The organism is Variovorax sp. V213 (assembly GCF_041154455.1).
In the GTDB taxonomy this organism is placed as follows: Bacteria; Pseudomonadota; Gammaproteobacteria; order Burkholderiales; family Burkholderiaceae_C; genus Variovorax.
Genome location: NZ_AP028664.1, coordinates 4996109 through 5011593 on the forward strand (window position 1 = coordinate 4996109; position 15485 = coordinate 5011593).

The following is a 15485-nucleotide window of genomic DNA, read 5'->3' on the forward strand; positions in this document are numbered from 1 at the left end:
CCTGGACGTGGATGCGCGTGAAGGGTGGACGGATTCAGCGCAGCCCGTCTTCACCCTTGATTTCGCTGGCCTGCAGCCCGCCGACGCGGGGCAGCGGACGGCCGCTGTCGGTGACGGCCACGGCCACCACGATCTCGTTGGCGCGCGGCGCGTCGGACACGCGCGCCTCGATGGCGTCGAAATGGCTGCGAACGAAAGCCGCATCCTTGTGGCCGAGCGGCACGTCGATGGCCGTGCCCAGCGTGCCGCGCTTCTTGGCCGAGGGCACGAGTGCCGCGCCCTTTTCAACCGCCACGCGCAACGGCGCGCCGAGCTTGGGGTGCAGGATGGCTGCGGCATGCTCGAGCTCGCCGCTCTCGCCGACGATGGCGGCCTTGCCGTAGCTTTGCGCCTGGCCGGGCTCGATGCCGAGCGCCTTCACGGCCTTCTGGCCCAGCAATGCGCCGAGCTCTTCGCCGATGGCGATCAGCTCGTCGAGGTTCTCGCTGAAGCGGCCCGCGTAGGGGTTCTCGATCACCGCGATGGCGACGGCGCGGCGCGTGGGCGGATCGATGGCCTGGCCCATTTCCTTGCGGGTCTCGTCGACCTGGATCACGAGCTTTCGGATGTTGGCAGTCATGGCTTGGATGTTCCTTCTTTTGTCTCTGTGCGGCGGCTCAGCGCAGGCCGTCCCACTTGCTGATGTTTTCGGCGCGAAGACCGCCCACGCGGTCATGGATGCGATAGCCGGTGCTCATGGCCAGGATGAACACGATCTCGTCGGCCGCGGGCGCGCCGGGCACCCGCACCTCGATGGCGTCGAACTGGCCGCGCACGTAGCTGGCGTTGATGTTGGTGAGCGGCACGTCGAGCGCGGCGCCGGGCGGCCCGACCTTCTTGGTCGAGGGCACGATGGACAGCGCATTGCCGGGCTGGCCGGTTTTTTCCTCGGCCTTGCCCGCGGTGTAGGCCGCGCGGTCGCCCTTCCAGCCGAGCAGCTCGCGCATGGCGTACCCGCCGGGCACATGCCAGAGCGCGCCGTGCTCGAGTTCGCCGGCGGCGCCGACGATGGCGCCCTTGCCGTAGGTGGCGATCTGCTCGAGCGGCACGTCCATGGCGGCATGCAGCTTGTGCGCCATGTCGACGCCCACGGGGTCGAGCAGCGCCATCATCGGCAGGATGTCGGGTTCGTAGCGGCCCGCAAACGGATTGGTCAGCACCGCGCCGATGGCACCGCGCACCAACGGGGTCCTGGCGCGCGGCCCGAACTCGTGGTGGATGTGCTCGACATGGGTGAAGACGCGGCGTATATCGATCATGAAAAAGAACCTTGCTTTTCGTTAAGCAAATACTGAACCAACTGCACCGGACGGCGATTTTGACAGCGCCTTCGAGCATAAGGGTTCAACAAGTCGCCACTGACCCTGGCAAACGAGCAGGACAGCCCAGACGAGCCCGCCTTTCTGCAGGACCTTGGCGCAAACGGCGCCCGTATCCAGCGCGCTTTTCACCTGCGAAGACGCCAGCCGCGGCACGTCGACCGTGACCAGGAGGTCGCCCAGGTCGCTGTCGTCCTTGCACTCGCTGGCCGGGCGCCGCTGGATGGCGGCATCGTCCACATCCACCGCATTGGCGATCACGGTGGCGGCGGCATCGGCCTCGGCCGCGGTGGCGGCGAGCACGGTCACGCTGTCGGCAATGCCCAGCGAGAAACTGCGGCCGCGCCAGCCGCTGGTGGCGACGCCGCGCACCGGCTGCTCGGCCCTGATTTCGAACTGGCCGTCGGTCGTGAGAATGCCGGTGCCCCGCCAGTCGAAGCGCGCCAGGTCGGCATAGACGCCCACGCGTGCCGACTGCCCCGGCGCGAGGTGCAGCGCAATGTCGCCGCCGTTGTTGATCCAGGCCCGCTCGATGCCGGGGCGGTCGTAGAACGCGATCAGCTCCTGCGCCACCGAACCGGCCACGGCCGCCATGGGTGTGATGAACATCGGCGAGAACGCGGCGCAGGCATCCCACATGCGCCTGCCGACCACGCCGCGCGGGCGCATGTTGTCGCTCGCAGCCAGGCGCAGCAGCGGCAACTCGCGCACCAGCTCATTCAGCACATGGCCGAAGCGCGCCCACGCCGCGTCGTGCGCGGCAGCAACGGCGTAGGGGTCGCCATGCGCCTCGGCCACGATGTCGATCGGGCCGTGGTTGAAGTGCCAGCGGTTCTTGTCGAGCGCGGCGCGTTGGGCGGTCATGGTTCAACCCAGCATGGGTGGTTGGCCGAGCGGCCACGGATTGGCGTCGTCCATGACGACCCACTGGCGCGCCAAGGGAGCGCCGTCTTCCTGCCACGCGCCGCGCGCAAGCGCCTGCTCGAGCGAGAAGATGTGCTCCATGTGGCCGCCGAGCGCCTCGTAGTCATCGCGCCGCATGCTGAACTCGATGGGCGCCACGATGGCCGGCGTGGGCACGGTGCCAAAGCTGTTGTCGGGCATGCGCATGACATCGGCCATCACGGTGATGCCGCCGCCTGGCCACACATAGGCCGGCGCGCCGCCGCAGGTCACGTTGACGAGCGCGCGCTTGATGGCACGCGTCAGCAGCACGGGGTTTTCGGTCACGCCGGCGCGCAAGGACCCGCCCGCACCACCGAGGAACAGCACGGTGCACAGCGACGGTTCGCAGTTCTCGCCGATGCGCTCGACGATGCGGCGCACGTCGGCGGGCATGGGCTGCTCGACGGGCTTCAATGCGTCGTCCAGCACATACCACTGCGCGTGCTCGCCGGTGGTCGACGTCATCAGGAGGCGCAGGCCCGGGCGCGCCACGCCTTCTTCCCAGCCCTCGATGATCGAGAGCGGATCGGCGATGTCGGTGCCGCCCCAGCCGTTGCCCGGGTTCGCCACCTGGAAGTAGCGCCCCGGCGTGGACTTGCGCCCCAGCATCTGGATGCCCGAAGGCGCCATGTCGAGGCAGCGCCCGGCCTGGTGTTCGGTGAGCACGCCGGTGATGTGGTCGTCGACCACCACCACCTCGTCGGCCACGCCTGCGAACTGGCGCGCAAAGATGCCCACCGCCGCCGAGCCGCAGCCCACGCGCATGCGCTGCTCTTCCACGCCGTTGACGATGGGCGCCTTGCCAGCCTGGATGACGAGGGTGGAGCCGCCGTCGATGGTGCACTCCACCGCCTTCTTGTTGCCCAGCAGCTGCATCAGCTCGGCCGTCATGCGGCCTTCCTTCTTGCTGCCGCCGGTGAGGTGGTGCACGCCGCCGAGCGAGAGCATCTGCGAGCCGTACTCGGCCGTGGTGACGTGGCCGACCACTTCGCCGCGGTAGCGCACGTTGGCCTGCTCGGAGCCGAGGAAACGGTCGGTGTCGATCTTCACCTTGAAGCTGCAGTAGCTGAAGATGCCTTCGGTGACGACGGTGACCATGTCGACGCCCTGGGCTTTCGAGGCGACGATGAATGGGGCCGGCTTGTAGTCGGGGTAGGTGGTGGACGAGCCCACGCCAGTCACGAAGACTTCGTCGGCATGCAGCAGGTCGCCGCTCCAGTCGGGCGCGCCGGCTTCGGCTTTTTCGGCGGCGGGCCGGTCGAAGGGCACCAGCACGGGGGCCTCGGTCGCGATCTCGCGGCGCAGCAGGACCACGGGGTCGACGCGCACCAGCACGCCCTCCCTGTTGGCATAGCGGTCGCAGGCGCCGGTGCGGCCGTCGGAGATCTGGCACAGCACCGGACAGGCGTTGCACTCGACCTTGGCAGTGCTCATGCGCTCGTTGCGCGGCGGCGCCTTGCCGAAGGCGCCGCCGCCGGCGTCGGCAACCAGCGGCATGTCCATGCCGGGCAGTCCGTCTGTCTTGGTGTGTTCTGTCATCGGGCGGTCTCGTGGGCGTGTGGTGCGGGGGGCGTCGGGAATCTCGGTCTGCGAAGGGTTGCAACAAACGTGCCGTCTGCCCGCTTGTGCGCCGCCTTCCGTTTGTGTAGCATTCCCTACACTTTCATGTTGCGTTCACTACATTCGCGGTCAATGTAGCAAACAGGCCCGATGCTTGCAATGGTGTTTTCTCGCGGTATCCGCCGGGGGTATTTCCGACCAACGACAATGGAGGGTTCGCAGCCGGCCGAAGGCTGCCGCCCCAGGGGCGTGCATTTCGGCCCAGCCACTTTCCACTGTTTCAACCAACTCTTGAGTTCCGTATGAGTGCATTCAGCGAAGAACGCGTCCTGAGCGTCCACCACTGGACCGACCGCCTGTTCACCTTCACCACCACGCGCGACCCGGCGCTGCGCTTCTCGAACGGTCATTTCACGATGATCGGCCTGAAGGTCAACAACAAGCCCCTGTTGCGCGCCTACAGCATCGTGAGCCCGAACTACGAGGAGCATCTCGAGTTCCTGAGCATCAAGGTGGAAGAAGGCCCGCTCACCTCGAAGCTGCAGCACATCCAGGTGGGCGACACCATCATCGTGGGCCGCAAGCCTACCGGCACGCTGCTGATCGACTACACCCTGCCGGGCAAGCGCCTGTACCTGTTCGGCACGGGCACGGGCCTCGCACCGTTCATGAGCATCATCCGCGACCCCGACACCTACGAGAAGTTCGAGCAGGTCATCCTGGTGCACGGCGTGCGCCAGGTGGACGAGCTGGCCTATCACGACCTCGTGACCGACCACCTGCCCAAGCACGAATTCCTCGGCGAGATGGTCGCCAAGCAGCTGCTCTACTACCCGACGGTCACGCGCGAGGAGTTCCGCAACCAGGGCCGCATCACCGACCTGATCGCGACCAACAAGCTCACCGACGACCTCGGCCTGCCCCCGCTCAACCCGGTGGAAGACCGCGTGATGCTGTGCGGCAGCCCCGGCCTGCTGGTGGACCTGAAGCACATCCTCGAGGGGCGCGGCTTCAAGGAAGGCAACACCTCGACACCAGGTGACTTCGTGGTCGAACGCGCCTTCGCGGAAAAGTAGCCGGCGCCGCGCACGATGGCCGACAGCCGCTCCGCCAGCACCAAGCCCCAGCGCCGCACCGGCGTTCGCGAGGCCGCGGCGCAGGCCACGCGCGACAGCATCCTGAAGGCGGCGACCAAGGTGTTCGCCAAGTACGGCTACGACGGCGGCAGCGTGGAGAAAATCTCCAAGGCGGCCAAGTCGTACGACCGGATGATCTACTACTACTTCGGCAGCAAGGAAGGCCTCTTCATCGCAGTGCTCGAAGGCATCTACAAGCGCATGGACGATGCCGAGGCCGCCATTGCGCTCGATGCCTCGCGGCCCGTGGAGGCGCTCACCGAGGTGATCCGCTTCGTGCTGGGCTACTACCGCAAGAACCCCGAGTTCGTCACGCTCCTGAACACCGAGAACCTGCATAAGGGCCGGCACATCTCGAAGTCGCTGCGGGCGCGCGAGTACTCGTCGCGGGCGGTGGCCATCATTGCCGAGATCCTCGCGAGCGGCGCAGCCCAGGGCCTGTTCCGCAAAGATCTCGTGGCGCGCGACATCTACCTGCTGATCGCGTCCACCGGCTATTTCTACACCTCCAACCGGCACACGCTGACCGCATTCCTGGGCGAGCCGCTGGAATCGCCCGAGGCCATCACGCACTGGGAAGACTTCGTGATCGAGACCGTGCTGCGCACCGTGCGCTCGGACGACATACAAGACAACACCCCACCCCACGAGGACACCACGAAATGGCAGAAATCGCAGCCGGCGCAAAGTCGGGCAAGGTCGTCATAAAGAACATCGGCCTCTTGCTCTCGGGCGACATCGACAAGCCCATCCTCGACGCCGACACCCTCGTGGTGAACGACGGCCTCATCGTCCAGGTGGGCAAGGAAAAAGACTGCGACCTCGAAGGCGCGAAGACCGTCATCGACGCGAAGCAGACCTGCGTGGCGCCGGGCCTGATCGACAGCCACGTGCACCCGGTGTTCGGCGACTGGACGCCGCGCCAGGGCCAGATCGGCTGGATCGATTCCACCATGCACGGTGGCGTGACCACCATGATCTCGGCCGGCGAGGTGCACCTGCCGGGCCGCCCGAAGGACATCGTGGGCCTGAAGGCGCTGGCCATCACCGCGCAGCGCGCGTTCGACAACTTCCGTCCCGGCGGCGTGAAGGTGCTGGCGGGCGCGCCGGTCATCGAGAAGGGCATGGTCGAGAGCGACTTCAAGGAGCTCGCCGAAGCCGGCGTGGGCCTGCTCGGCGAAGTGGGCCTGGGCTCGGTGAAGGCCGGCTACGAGGCCAAGGAAATGGTGGCCTGGGCGCGCAAGTACGGCATCCAGAGCACCATCCACACCGGCGGCCCGTCGATTCCGGGCTCCGGCCTGATCGACAAGGACGTGGTGCTGGAGGCCGACGCCGACATCATCGGCCACATCAACGGCGGCCACACCTCGCTGCCCGAGGCGCATGTGTGCGAGCTGTGCGAGAAGAGCTCGCGTGCGATCGAGATCGTGCACAACGGCAACGAGAAGGTCGCCATAGCCGCGGCCAAGGCCGCGCTCGAACTCAAGTGCCCGCACCGCGTGATTCTGGGCACCGACGGCCCGGCCGGCTCGGGCGTGCAGCCGCTGGGCATCCTGCGCATGGTGGCCATGCTGTCGTCCATCGCCAACATTCCGGCGGAGCTGGTGTTCTGCTTTGCCACCGGCAACACGGCGAAGATCCGCAAGCTCAACTGCGGGCTGATCGAGGTGGGCCGCGACGCCGACTTCGTCTTCATGGACCGCGCGCAGCATTCGCCGGCGCCGGGCCTGCTCGAAAGCGTGCAGCTCGGCGACATTCCGGGCGTGGGCATGGTGATGATCGACGGCATCGTGCGCTGCGGCCGCAGCCGCAACACGCCGCCGGCGACGGAAATCCCGGTGGTGGTGTCAGGCGCACACTGAGCAGCGCCCGCCTTGTCCCCTCTCCCTCCGGGAGAGGGCCAGGGTGAGGGTCAGCAGCGCCCATGCAGCGTCGGCGCCGATCTCCGCCGGCATCTATCGCGCCTTGAACACCAGGTAGCGCGCCGACAGGAAGTTCACGACCAGTCCCGCGCAGCTGCCCAGCGCCACGCCGGCCGCGGGTGCCCAGGGACCCGAAGCCCAGTGCAGCACGAGCACGTAGGCGCCATAGTTCACGACCGCGCCCCCCAGCATGGTCACGAGGTAGCCGAGGTACTCGCGCAGCACCGAAGCATCGGAACGCCGGCCGCTGAATGTGTAGCGCCGGTTCAGCGCCCAGGTGGCCGTGGCCGCCGCAAGAAACGACAGCACCCGCGCGCCGTACCAGCCCAGCAAGGGCGCCGCGAGATATAGCACGGCCACGTCGACCACGAATCCCGCCGCGCCGACGATGGCGAACGCCAGGAACTCGCGGCCCGCCTTCATGGCGTGCGGCGGAACTGCCCGACGCCGGGAATCGCGAGGTAGCGCAGCCGCTTGGCCTCGCGGCGGCCGAGCCGGATGGCGTGCATCACGACGCCGCAGACCATCGACAGCATGGCGGCCAGCATGGCGCCGGTCGACAGCACCGCCGTGGGGAGCCGGGGCACCAGGCCGGTGTGCAGGTAGGTGATCAGCAGCGGAATGGCCAGCGCGATCGCACCCACTGCGAGCAGCGCCGCAAGGATCGTGAAAAACTGCAGCGGCCGCTCGCTGATGAACAGCTTGCAGATGGTCCGGAGGATGCGCCAGCCGTCGCGGTAGGTCGAGAGCTTGCTGTGCGAACCCTCAGGCCGCGTGCTGTAGGCGGTGTCGAGCTCGGCATGGGGCATGCGCAGCTCGAGTGCGTGCACCGTGAGCTCGGTCTCGATCTCGAAGCCGTGCGAAAGGGCCGGAAACGACTTGGCATAGCGGCGCGAGAACACGCGGTATCCCGACAGCATGTCTGTCAGGCCGCCGCCGAAAAGCTGCGCCACGGCGCCGGTGAGCATCCGGTTGCCGAAGCGGTGGCCGGCGCGGTAGGTGAGCGCGTTCCGCCCGTCGTCGACACGGCAGCCCACCACCATATCGAGGTTGCCCTGCACCAGCGTTTCCACCAGCCGCGGTGCGCTGGCCACGTCGTATGTGGCGTCACCGTCGACCGTGACGTACACGTCGGCCTCGACGTCGGCGAACATGCGCCGCACGACGTTGCCCTTGCCGGGTGCCGCCACGTGCGTCACGAAAGCGCCGCTCGCGCGCGCGATGGCGGCGGTGTCGTCGGTGGAGTTGTTGTCGAAGACGTGGATCTCGGCCTCCGGCAGCGCCGCGCGGAATTGCGCGACCACCTGCGCGATCGACAGCGCCTCGTTGTAGCAGGGGATCACCGCTGCGATGCGTATCGGTGCGCGGGCTGCGGCGGATTGGTTGTCGTCGGTCATGGTGCGGTCGAAATAATGCGATAGGCCCGGCCGCCGTCTTTCTCGTACAGCAGGGCGAAATGCTGGTCGAAGCCGGGCCGGGTAGCGAGCGTGGGCACCATCGACGTGGGCATGACGATGGCCGTGAAACCCAGCCGGGCGAGCTTGACCGCCATGTCGCCCGGAGGCAGCAGCAGGAAATCGCGGTAGCGCCACGGGCCGAGCGTATCGCCCCAGATCGGATTGGGGCCGTAGTAGATCGCCTCGTTCAGCGCAATCTGGTAGACGCGCCCGTCGGCATGCTGGCGCAGGTAGTCCATGGCGGCATAGCCGGGCACGTGCTGGCGCAGGAAGGCTTCGCGGGTTTCGGGCGTGGGCGAGATCATCGCCACCTTGACCGCCGTCTGCCGCAACGACACGGCGGCCAGCGCGGCCACGAGCAGCACGACGATCCAGTCGCCGGCAAGGCCCAGACGCCCGGTGGAGGCGGCGGCCGGCACATCCTCGGCGGTCGCCGTCGCCCCCTTGCCGCCGAACGCGCGGCGCACGCCCTTGGCAATCCAGCCGAACAGCACCTGCCAGCCGATGGCCGCCATCAGCGCGAGCAGTGGAAACGAGGCCATGAGATAGCGCGGATAGCGCGAGGTCACGATCCACACGGCCACGGAATAAAAGCAGAACCAGCCCGCCGCGCGCACGGCGGCCGAACGCTTCCACAGCATGCTGAACGGTGCCAGGAACACGGCCCAGATGAGCGCATTGGGCCGCGCCGCATGGTCGCGCACGTCGGCCACCTGCTGCACGTAGTCGGCCGGAATCCACTCCGTGAAACCGAACACGCGCGCGCCGATGGGGTTGAACGGATCGCCGGTCATGATGGCGTTGCGGGCGTACCAGTACACGCACGGAACCAGGAAGCAAATGAGCGCCAGCGCCCACGCCTTGGGCCGGCGCTCGTGCCAGACGACGAACAGGGCCACCAGGGGCAGGAAGGTGAGTGCCTGGTACTTCGAACCCGCGGCCACGCCGAGGCAGAACGCCGCCAGGCCGAGCCAGCGCATGCCGCCCTGCACCGGCTGCGATTCGCGCCACCACCACAGCGCCACGCAGGCGCCGAGCACGAAGAGCGCCACGCCCATGTCGATCAGCGCATTCGAATAGTCGCCGATGCCGACCCAGATGGCCGTGCCGATCAAGGCCGTGAGCCGGTTCGTGTGCTGGATGCCGAGGCGCAGGACCATGACCGCCGAAAGCACACCCGCCAGCGCATTGAGAAAATGCGGCAGCACGTCGTCGCCCACCTGCAGCGCGGCGGCATACAGCAGGTTGTAGTTGTACGGAAACCAGGGGTAGCGCAGCCACTCGTGGATGCCCAGGGAGCCCTGCTGCGCCACCTGCCGCGCATAGGGCAGGTGGTACATCAGCTCGTCGAAGGCGGCGGGCGGCGCGAGCGGCGCGACCAGCGCGGGCAGCGCCACCAGGCCCAGCGCGATGGCCGCGATCTTGTCGGCGCGGGTCCATGGCGCGGCGGAGGCCACAGCCGCAGCGCGAACCGTGCGAACGTCGCGCCACCCGGGCCGCAGCTGGAGGGCGGCGGCCACCAAGCCGGCGGCGATCAGCGTCACCGTCGCGCCGACCTTGAACGCGCCGAAGATCGCCAGCACCTGGAAGGCGCAGATGAAGAGGCCGACGCCCAGGGTCGCGGCCATCGCCGATTCGAGCCAGGCGTCCCGGCGTGGCGGCGGCGAAAGGCGCGCCAGCAGCGCGCGTCCGAAACCCCAGCAGGCAATGACAAAGACCGCCAGTGCCGCGTAGTGCGCGGCGGCAAACATCAACTTCTGAATAACAACTCCCGGCGCCGGTCGGCCATGCCGGCCGGCAGGTTCAAAGGTTCGGCGCCAGCAGGCGCTCGAGGTCGGATTCGCTCGTCCGGCGCCGTGCCGCCTGGTCCTGCAATTGATCGTGCCCGATCTTGCCGACGTTGAAGTACGTCGACTCGGGGTGGCTCAGGTAGAAGCCGCTCACGCTGGCGGCGGGCATCATAGCGAGGCTTTCCGTCAGCGTCATGCCAATGTCCGCGCAACCCAGAAGGTCGAACATCGGCCGCTTCACGCTGTGGTCGGGGCAGGCGGGGTAGCCGGGCGCGGGTCGAATGCCGCGGTATTTCTCGGCGATCATGTCCTCGTTGCTCAAACCCTCGTAGGGCGCATAGCCCCAGAGGTCGGTGCGCGCGCGATGGTGCAGCGATTCGGCAAAGGCCTCGGCCAGCCGGTCGGCCAGGGCCTTCAGCATGATGGCGGAGTAGTCGTCGAGATCGTCGATGAAATACTTCTCTTTTTTCTCGACACCCAGGCCCGCCGTGACCGCGAACACGCCCACATAGTCTTTCAGCCCGCTGTCCTTCGGTGCGACGAAGTCGGCCAGGCAGCGGCTGGGCCGCATCACGCCGTCGATCACCTGCTTCTCGGTCTGCTGGCGCATGCCGTACCAGGTCATGGCAACCTCGCTGCGCGTCTCGTCGGTGTAGAGCTCGATGTCGTCGTCGTTCACCGTGTTGGCGGGCCAGAAGCCGACGATGCCGCTGGCGCTGAGCCAGCGGCCTTCGATCAGGCGCTTGAGCATGCGCTGGCCGTCGGCATACACGCGCACGGCCTCGGTGCCGACGATCTCGTCCTTCAGGATGGCCGGGAACGGGCCCGCCAGGTCCCAGGTCTGGAAGAACGGGCCCCAGTCGATGTACTTGGCGAGCTCGGTCAGGTCGAAGTTCTTGAACACGCGGCGGCCGATGAACTTGGGCGCGGGCGGCGTGTAGCCGGACCAGTCGATCGGCGTCTTGTTGGCGCGCGCCTTGGCCAGCGGCCACATCGGCACCTGCTTCTTGTTGGCGTGCTGCGTGCGCACCTTCTCGTAGTCGGCGTTGATCTCGTCGATGTACGCGGTGGCCTGCTCGGACAGCAGCGACTGCGCCACGCTCACGCTGCGGGAAGCATCGGGCACGTAGACCACCGGGCCTTCGTAGTGCGGCGCGATCTTCACGGCGGTGTGTACGCGGCTGGTGGTGGCGCCGCCGATCAGGAGCGGAATCTTCTTGATGCGGAAGTGATCGTCCTTCTGCATCTCGCCGGCCACGTACTGCATTTCTTCCAGGCTGGGCGTGATGAGGCCCGACAGGCCCACGATGTCCGCGCCCTCGACCTTCGCCCGGGCGAGGATCTCGTGGCACGGCACCATCACGCCCATGTTCACCACCTCGAAGTTGTTGCACTGGAGCACCACGGTGACGATGTTCTTGCCGATGTCGTGCACGTCGCCCTTCACGGTGGCGATGATGATCTTGCCCTTGGTGCGCACGTCGCGGCCCGCGGCCTCGTCCTGGCGCTTTTCCTCCTCGATGTAGGGAATGAGGTGGGCCACGGCCGACTTCATCACGCGCGCCGACTTGACCACCTGCGGCAGGAACATCTTGCCCTGGCCGAACAAGTCGCCCACGATGTTCATGCCGTCCATCAGCGGCCCTTCGATCACGTGCAGCGGACGGCCGCCCTTGGCGAGGATCTGCTGGTAGGCCTCCTCGGTGTCCTCCACGATGAAGTCCGTGATGCCGTGCACCATGGCGTGCGAGAGGCGCTGGTTCACGTGCACCGGATGTTCCGGCGTGCCGCGCCATTCGAGCTTCTTGCTGTCGTCCTTGGCGCCGCTCTTGGCGGTCTCGGCCACTTCGACGAGGCGTTCGCCGGCGTCGGGGCGGCGGTTCAGCACCACGTCTTCCACGCGCTCGCGCAGGGTCGGCTCGAGGTCGTCGTACACGCCCACCATGCCGGCGTTGACGATGCCCATGTCCATGCCCGCCTTGATCGCGTGGTACAGAAACACGGTATGGATGGCTTCGCGCACCGGGTCGTTGCCGCGGAAGCTGAAGCTCACGTTGCTCACGCCGCCCGACACCTTGGCGCCCGGCAGGTTCTCCTTGATCCAGCGCACCGCGTTGATGAAGTCGACCGCGTAGTTGTCGTGCTCCTCGATGCCGGTGGCAATCGCGAAGATGTTGGGGTCGAAGATGATGTCCTCGGGCGGGAAACCCACCTCGTCCACCAGGATGCGGTAGGCCCGCTCGCAGATCTCGATCTTGCGCTCGTAGGTGTCGGCCTGGCCCTTTTCGTCGAAGGCCATGACCACCGCGGCGGCGCCATAGCGCCTCACCAGCTTGGCCTCGTGCTTGAACTTGTCGACCCCCTCCTTCATGGAGATGGAGTTGACGATGCCCTTGCCCTGGATGCAGCGCAGGCCCGCCTCGATGACCTCCCACTTGGAGCTGTCGACCATCACCGGCACGCGCGCGATGTCGGGCTCGCTGGCAATCAGGTTCAGGAAGCGGATCATCGCGGCCTTGCTGTCGAGCATGGCCTCGTCCATGTTGATGTCGATCACCTGCGCGCCGTTCTCGACCTGCTGGCGCGCGACGGCCAGGGCGTCTTCGAACTGGCCGTTCAGGATCATGCGGGCGAAGGCCTTGGAGCCGGTGACGTTGGTGCGCTCGCCGATGTTGACGAACAGCGATCCGGCATCGATGGCCACCGGCTCGAGGCCGGACAGCTTCATCGGGGGAACGGAAGGCGTGGGAACATCGCTCATGGGGGCTCACCTGTGCAGGAAAAAACGTCAGGTGAGCGTCGTTTGCGGCTTGCGCCCCGGCCACAGGGCGCCTTCCAAGCCTGACGGCGGGCCTGTTGATGTGGGCCGCCGCTGCAACGCTCCTTGGAAGGGAGCGCAATTTTACCGGCTGCGGCAAGGGCCGCGGCCGTTGGGGATGTTCAGGCCCCCTGCCCGGCCACGGACGCAGGCCCGAGGGGCGCGGCCGAAGCCGGCAGCCCGAACACCCGGTCGAAAGCCCAGTTGAAGACGAAGGTGTAGACGAGGAAGAACACCACCAGCCCCAGGTCCATCACCAGCGCCTGCCAAAGCGACACGCCCAGGCCCCAGGCGAACATCGGCACCAGGAACGCAATCAGCCCGCCCTCGAAGCCGATGGCATGCGCCACGCGACGGCGCACGCTGCGCCCGCGCACCGCCTGGCGCGACTCCCAGCGCTCGAACAGGGCATTGAACACCAGGTTCCAGATCACCGCGATGACCGAGGCGGCCACCGCCAGCACGCCGGAATGGCCGAGCCCGGCGTCCGTCATCAGCGCCAGGCCGGCACTGGCGGCCACGATGGCGATCCCTTCGTAAAGGGTGATGTAGACGACGCGACGCTGAAACCCCTGCATGGCTCTTTCCTCTGGCGAATGAAGACGATGGCTGGACTTTATTTGTTGTTAACTGATATAAAAAGTTAACTTATTTCAGTTTTATTGATAGATTGGTGCGGCAATGGCCTTCTCCAGCGACAACGTCGAAGTCTTTTTGTCCGTGATCGACCACGGCTCCTTTTCGGCTGCGGCGCGCGCGCTGCACAAGGTGCCTTCGGCCGTGAGCATGGCCATTGCCAACCTCGAGGCCGAACTGGCACTGCCCCTGTTCGACCGCAGCGGCCGCGAACCGCAACCGACCGCCGCCGCCCGATCGCTGGAGCCGCAGGCGCGGCTCCTGGCGGCCCAGCTGAAGCAGTTGCAGGTGCAGGCGCTCGCACTCACCCAGGGGCTGGAAAACCGGCTCACGCTGGCGATTGCGCCCGAACTGCTGGCCGCGCCCTGGAGCGGACCGCTGGCCGCGCTGGCCGAGGAATATCCGCTGCTTCAGGTCGAGGTGCTGGCCGCCCCCCAGGCCGATGCGCTGGCGCTGCTGCACAGTGGCCGCGCGCAGCTGGCGCTGGTGTTCGAGCGCCCGAGCCTCGACGGGCGGGAAGGCTTTCAGGAAGTCGGCAGCGACACCATGGTGGCGGTGATGGCCCCCAACCATCCCGTCCTGATGGCGGCCGCCGGCGAGCGCCTGCGGGAAGAACACCTCACGAACACCCGGCAGATCGTCGTGGCGGGGCGCGACCTGGCCACCAGCGACCCGCGCTTCGTGTTCGCGCGCCATGTCTGGCGCACCGACAACGCGCTGGCCGCGCTGAGCCTGATCACCGCCGGCCTCGGCTGGGGCTGGCTGCCGCGCAACTTTGCCAAGCCCCATGTGGCCGCCGGCGCGCTGGTCGAGATTCCGTTCGAGAACCTCAGCAACGGGCTCGACCTGTGGGTCGACGTGGTGTGGTCGCGCGAGCGGCCGCTGGGCCTGGGGGCGCAGCGCTTCGTGGCGCTGATTGCGCGCGACCGCCAGGCTGCGGCGGGCCTTGCGCCCTAGTCGCGATGGCCGTGGCCGCCGCCCTTGCCTCCGCCGCCACCGTGGCCGCCACCCTTGCCGCCGCCTTCATCGCCGCGCTGCTTGCGCCCGCCTCCGCCACCCTCGGGCCGTCCGCCGCCCTGGTGCATTTGCGGTTGGCCGGGCAGTGGCCCGGGCCGGAAGGCCGGCTGGGGCCGAGGCGCCTTGAAGCCCGGGTCCGCCGGCGGGCGGTAGCCTGGTCCCGGATGGGGCGCGCGATAGCCGGGCCCGGGTTGCGGCCGGACGCCGGGCCCTGGCTGGGGTTTGAAACCGGGGCCGGGCCACGGCTTGGGTTGCCAGTCAGGGCGCACGGGCGGCAGCGGGCGCCATCCGGGCACCGGCGGAGGCGGCGGCCGGCTGCCCCACCAGCGCCGTTCGCCATACCAGGGCCGGTCGCGGTAGTAATCGGCCCAGTAGCTGCCGATCACGAAGGTCACGATCGGCACGCCGATCACCGCCCCATAAGTCGCCAGCGGTACGCGCCGCTCCTGGTAGGCGTAGTCGAGGCTCCTCGCCCAGACCCAGCCGCGCCCGCCGTCGGGCAGCACCACGTCGCACCAGCTGTAGCCGCCGGTGCAGCCGATCACATCAAGCGGCTGGCCCGGCCCTAGCCGCGCCACCAGCGGATAGTCGCCCGAAGGGCCGGCCCGCAGGTTGACCGCGCCGCGCGTGAAGGCCTGCTGCGCCGCGGCCGCCAGCGGCAAGGCCAATGCAATGGCGCCGATGCCGATCCAGCGCATGAGGAGTTTGTTGTTCATGATGGGCTTCCTTTGCGCAGCCAGCCTAGGCGGCGGCACAGATGCCGTCAATCAGCCACGAACGCAACAGCGCCGCTGTCCCCTTCGTGAAACACCGCGGAACCGGCTTTGCCGGGCCGCTGGTGTTGCC

The 15485-nt window shown here is 67.7% G+C and carries 14 protein-coding genes and 1 riboswitch; of the genes, 4 read left to right on the forward strand and 10 right to left on the reverse strand.

The features are described 5' to 3' along the window. Nucleotides 1-34: 34 nt before the first annotated feature. The 4 genes from ACAM55_RS23555 to ACAM55_RS23570 are packed head-to-tail and all read right to left on the reverse strand — an operon-like array spanning nt 35 to nt 3842. Nucleotides 35-619, reverse strand: a complete 585-nt coding sequence (locus tag ACAM55_RS23555; RefSeq protein WP_369653838.1) for an amino acid synthesis family protein — start codon at nt 617-619, stop codon at nt 35-37. Nucleotides 620-656: 37 nt separating this feature from the next. Further along, nucleotides 657-1298: an amino acid synthesis family protein gene (locus ACAM55_RS23560; protein ID WP_369653839.1), complete on the reverse strand. Its 642-nt coding sequence runs from the start codon at nt 1296-1298 to the stop codon at nt 657-659. Nucleotides 1299-1319: 21 nt separating this feature from the next. Then, nucleotides 1320-2222, reverse strand: coding sequence for a UPF0280 family protein (locus tag ACAM55_RS23565; RefSeq protein ID WP_369653840.1), 903 nt, complete (start codon nt 2220-2222; stop codon nt 1320-1322). A gap of 3 nt (nt 2223-2225) precedes the next feature. Next, on the reverse strand, nt 2226-3842 hold the full coding sequence (locus ACAM55_RS23570; protein ID WP_369653841.1) for a 6-hydroxynicotinate reductase: 1617 nt from the start codon (nt 3840-3842) through the stop codon (nt 2226-2228). A 323-nt stretch (nt 3843-4165) separates the two neighbouring features. Between ACAM55_RS23570 and ACAM55_RS23575 the strand changes: the two genes are divergently transcribed. From ACAM55_RS23575 to ACAM55_RS23585, 3 genes are read left to right on the forward strand one after another with little or no spacing between them, the layout of a single operon-like run. After that, nucleotides 4166-4939 (forward strand): ferredoxin--NADP reductase, encoded by a 774-nt coding sequence (locus tag ACAM55_RS23575; protein ID WP_369653842.1) that lies wholly within the window; start codon nt 4166-4168, stop codon nt 4937-4939. A 15-nt stretch (nt 4940-4954) separates the two neighbouring features. Next, nucleotides 4955-5707: a TetR family transcriptional regulator gene (locus tag ACAM55_RS23580; RefSeq protein WP_369653843.1), complete on the forward strand. Its 753-nt coding sequence runs from the start codon at nt 4955-4957 to the stop codon at nt 5705-5707. Beyond that, nucleotides 5662-6861 (forward strand): amidohydrolase family protein, encoded by a 1200-nt coding sequence (locus ACAM55_RS23585; protein WP_369653844.1) that lies wholly within the window; start codon nt 5662-5664, stop codon nt 6859-6861. The genes ACAM55_RS23580 and ACAM55_RS23585 overlap by 46 nt, the downstream gene beginning before the upstream one ends. 93 nt (nt 6862-6954) lie before the next feature. On the opposite strand, the gene ACAM55_RS23590 is transcribed toward ACAM55_RS23585, so the two are convergent. The 5 genes from ACAM55_RS23590 to ACAM55_RS23610 all read right to left on the reverse strand — a co-directional run bounded on the left by ACAM55_RS23590 (nt 6955) and on the right by ACAM55_RS23610 (nt 13564). Beyond that, nucleotides 6955-7344, reverse strand: a complete 390-nt coding sequence (locus ACAM55_RS23590; RefSeq protein WP_369653845.1) for a GtrA family protein — start codon at nt 7342-7344, stop codon at nt 6955-6957. Beyond that, complete coding sequence (locus ACAM55_RS23595; protein WP_369653846.1) at nt 7341-8318, reverse strand: glycosyltransferase family 2 protein; 978 nt, start codon at nt 8316-8318, stop codon at nt 7341-7343. Before ACAM55_RS23595 ends, ACAM55_RS23590 begins: the two co-directional genes overlap by 4 nt. Beyond that, nucleotides 8315-10129, reverse strand: coding sequence for an ArnT family glycosyltransferase (locus ACAM55_RS23600; RefSeq protein WP_369653847.1), 1815 nt, complete (start codon nt 10127-10129; stop codon nt 8315-8317). The genes ACAM55_RS23595 and ACAM55_RS23600 overlap by 4 nt, the downstream gene beginning before the upstream one ends. 52 nt (nt 10130-10181) lie before the next feature. Next, nucleotides 10182-12896: a methionine synthase gene (gene metH / locus ACAM55_RS23605; protein WP_369656467.1), complete on the reverse strand. Its 2715-nt coding sequence runs from the start codon at nt 12894-12896 to the stop codon at nt 10182-10184. Nucleotides 12897-12955: 59 nt separating this feature from the next. Beyond that, nucleotides 12956-13060, reverse strand: a riboswitch (S-adenosyl-L-homocysteine riboswitch). 48 nt (nt 13061-13108) lie between these two features. After that, nucleotides 13109-13564, reverse strand: a complete 456-nt coding sequence (locus ACAM55_RS23610; RefSeq protein ID WP_369653848.1) for a PACE efflux transporter — start codon at nt 13562-13564, stop codon at nt 13109-13111. Between the two features lie 103 nt (nt 13565-13667). On the opposite strand from ACAM55_RS23610, the gene ACAM55_RS23615 reads away from it, so the two are divergent. Further along, the gene (locus tag ACAM55_RS23615; protein WP_369653849.1) at nt 13668-14579 is read left to right on the forward strand and encodes a LysR family transcriptional regulator; all 912 of its coding nucleotides are present in this window, start codon (nt 13668-13670) and stop codon (nt 14577-14579) included. Here ACAM55_RS23615 and ACAM55_RS23620 read toward each other — a convergent pair. After that, nucleotides 14576-15355, reverse strand: coding sequence for an SH3 domain-containing protein (locus ACAM55_RS23620; protein ID WP_369653850.1), 780 nt, complete (start codon nt 15353-15355; stop codon nt 14576-14578). The two genes, ACAM55_RS23615 and ACAM55_RS23620, sit on opposite strands and share 4 nt — an antisense overlap. Nucleotides 15356-15485: the final 130 nt, after the last annotated feature.

Coding starts and splice junctions, on each gene's coding strand:
- ACAM55_RS23570 (WP_369653841.1), bottom strand. CDS start 3,842: ATGACAGAACACACCAAGACAGACGGACTGCCCGGCATGGACATGCCG.
- ACAM55_RS23575 (WP_369653842.1), top strand. CDS start 4,166: ATGAGTGCATTCAGCGAAGAACGCGTCCTGAGCGTCCACCACTGGACC.
- ACAM55_RS23560 (WP_369653839.1), bottom strand. CDS start 1,298: ATGATCGATATACGCCGCGTCTTCACCCATGTCGAGCACATCCACCAC.
- ACAM55_RS23555 (WP_369653838.1), bottom strand. CDS start 619: ATGACTGCCAACATCCGAAAGCTCGTGATCCAGGTCGACGAGACCCGC.
- metH (WP_369656467.1), bottom strand. CDS start 12,896: ATGAAGCTGTCCGGCCTCGAGCCGGTGGCCATCGATGCCGGATCGCTG.
- ACAM55_RS23615 (WP_369653849.1), top strand. CDS start 13,668: ATGGCCTTCTCCAGCGACAACGTCGAAGTCTTTTTGTCCGTGATCGAC.
- ACAM55_RS23585 (WP_369653844.1), top strand. CDS start 5,662: ATGGCAGAAATCGCAGCCGGCGCAAAGTCGGGCAAGGTCGTCATAAAG.
- ACAM55_RS23590 (WP_369653845.1), bottom strand. CDS start 7,344: ATGAAGGCGGGCCGCGAGTTCCTGGCGTTCGCCATCGTCGGCGCGGCG.
- ACAM55_RS23565 (WP_369653840.1), bottom strand. CDS start 2,222: ATGACCGCCCAACGCGCCGCGCTCGACAAGAACCGCTGGCACTTCAAC.
- ACAM55_RS23610 (WP_369653848.1), bottom strand. CDS start 13,564: ATGCAGGGGTTTCAGCGTCGCGTCGTCTACATCACCCTTTACGAAGGG.
- ACAM55_RS23600 (WP_369653847.1), bottom strand. CDS start 10,129: ATGTTTGCCGCCGCGCACTACGCGGCACTGGCGGTCTTTGTCATTGCC.
- ACAM55_RS23620 (WP_369653850.1), bottom strand. CDS start 15,355: ATGAACAACAAACTCCTCATGCGCTGGATCGGCATCGGCGCCATTGCA.
- ACAM55_RS23595 (WP_369653846.1), bottom strand. CDS start 8,318: ATGACCGACGACAACCAATCCGCCGCAGCCCGCGCACCGATACGCATC.
- ACAM55_RS23580 (WP_369653843.1), top strand. CDS start 4,955: ATGGCCGACAGCCGCTCCGCCAGCACCAAGCCCCAGCGCCGCACCGGC.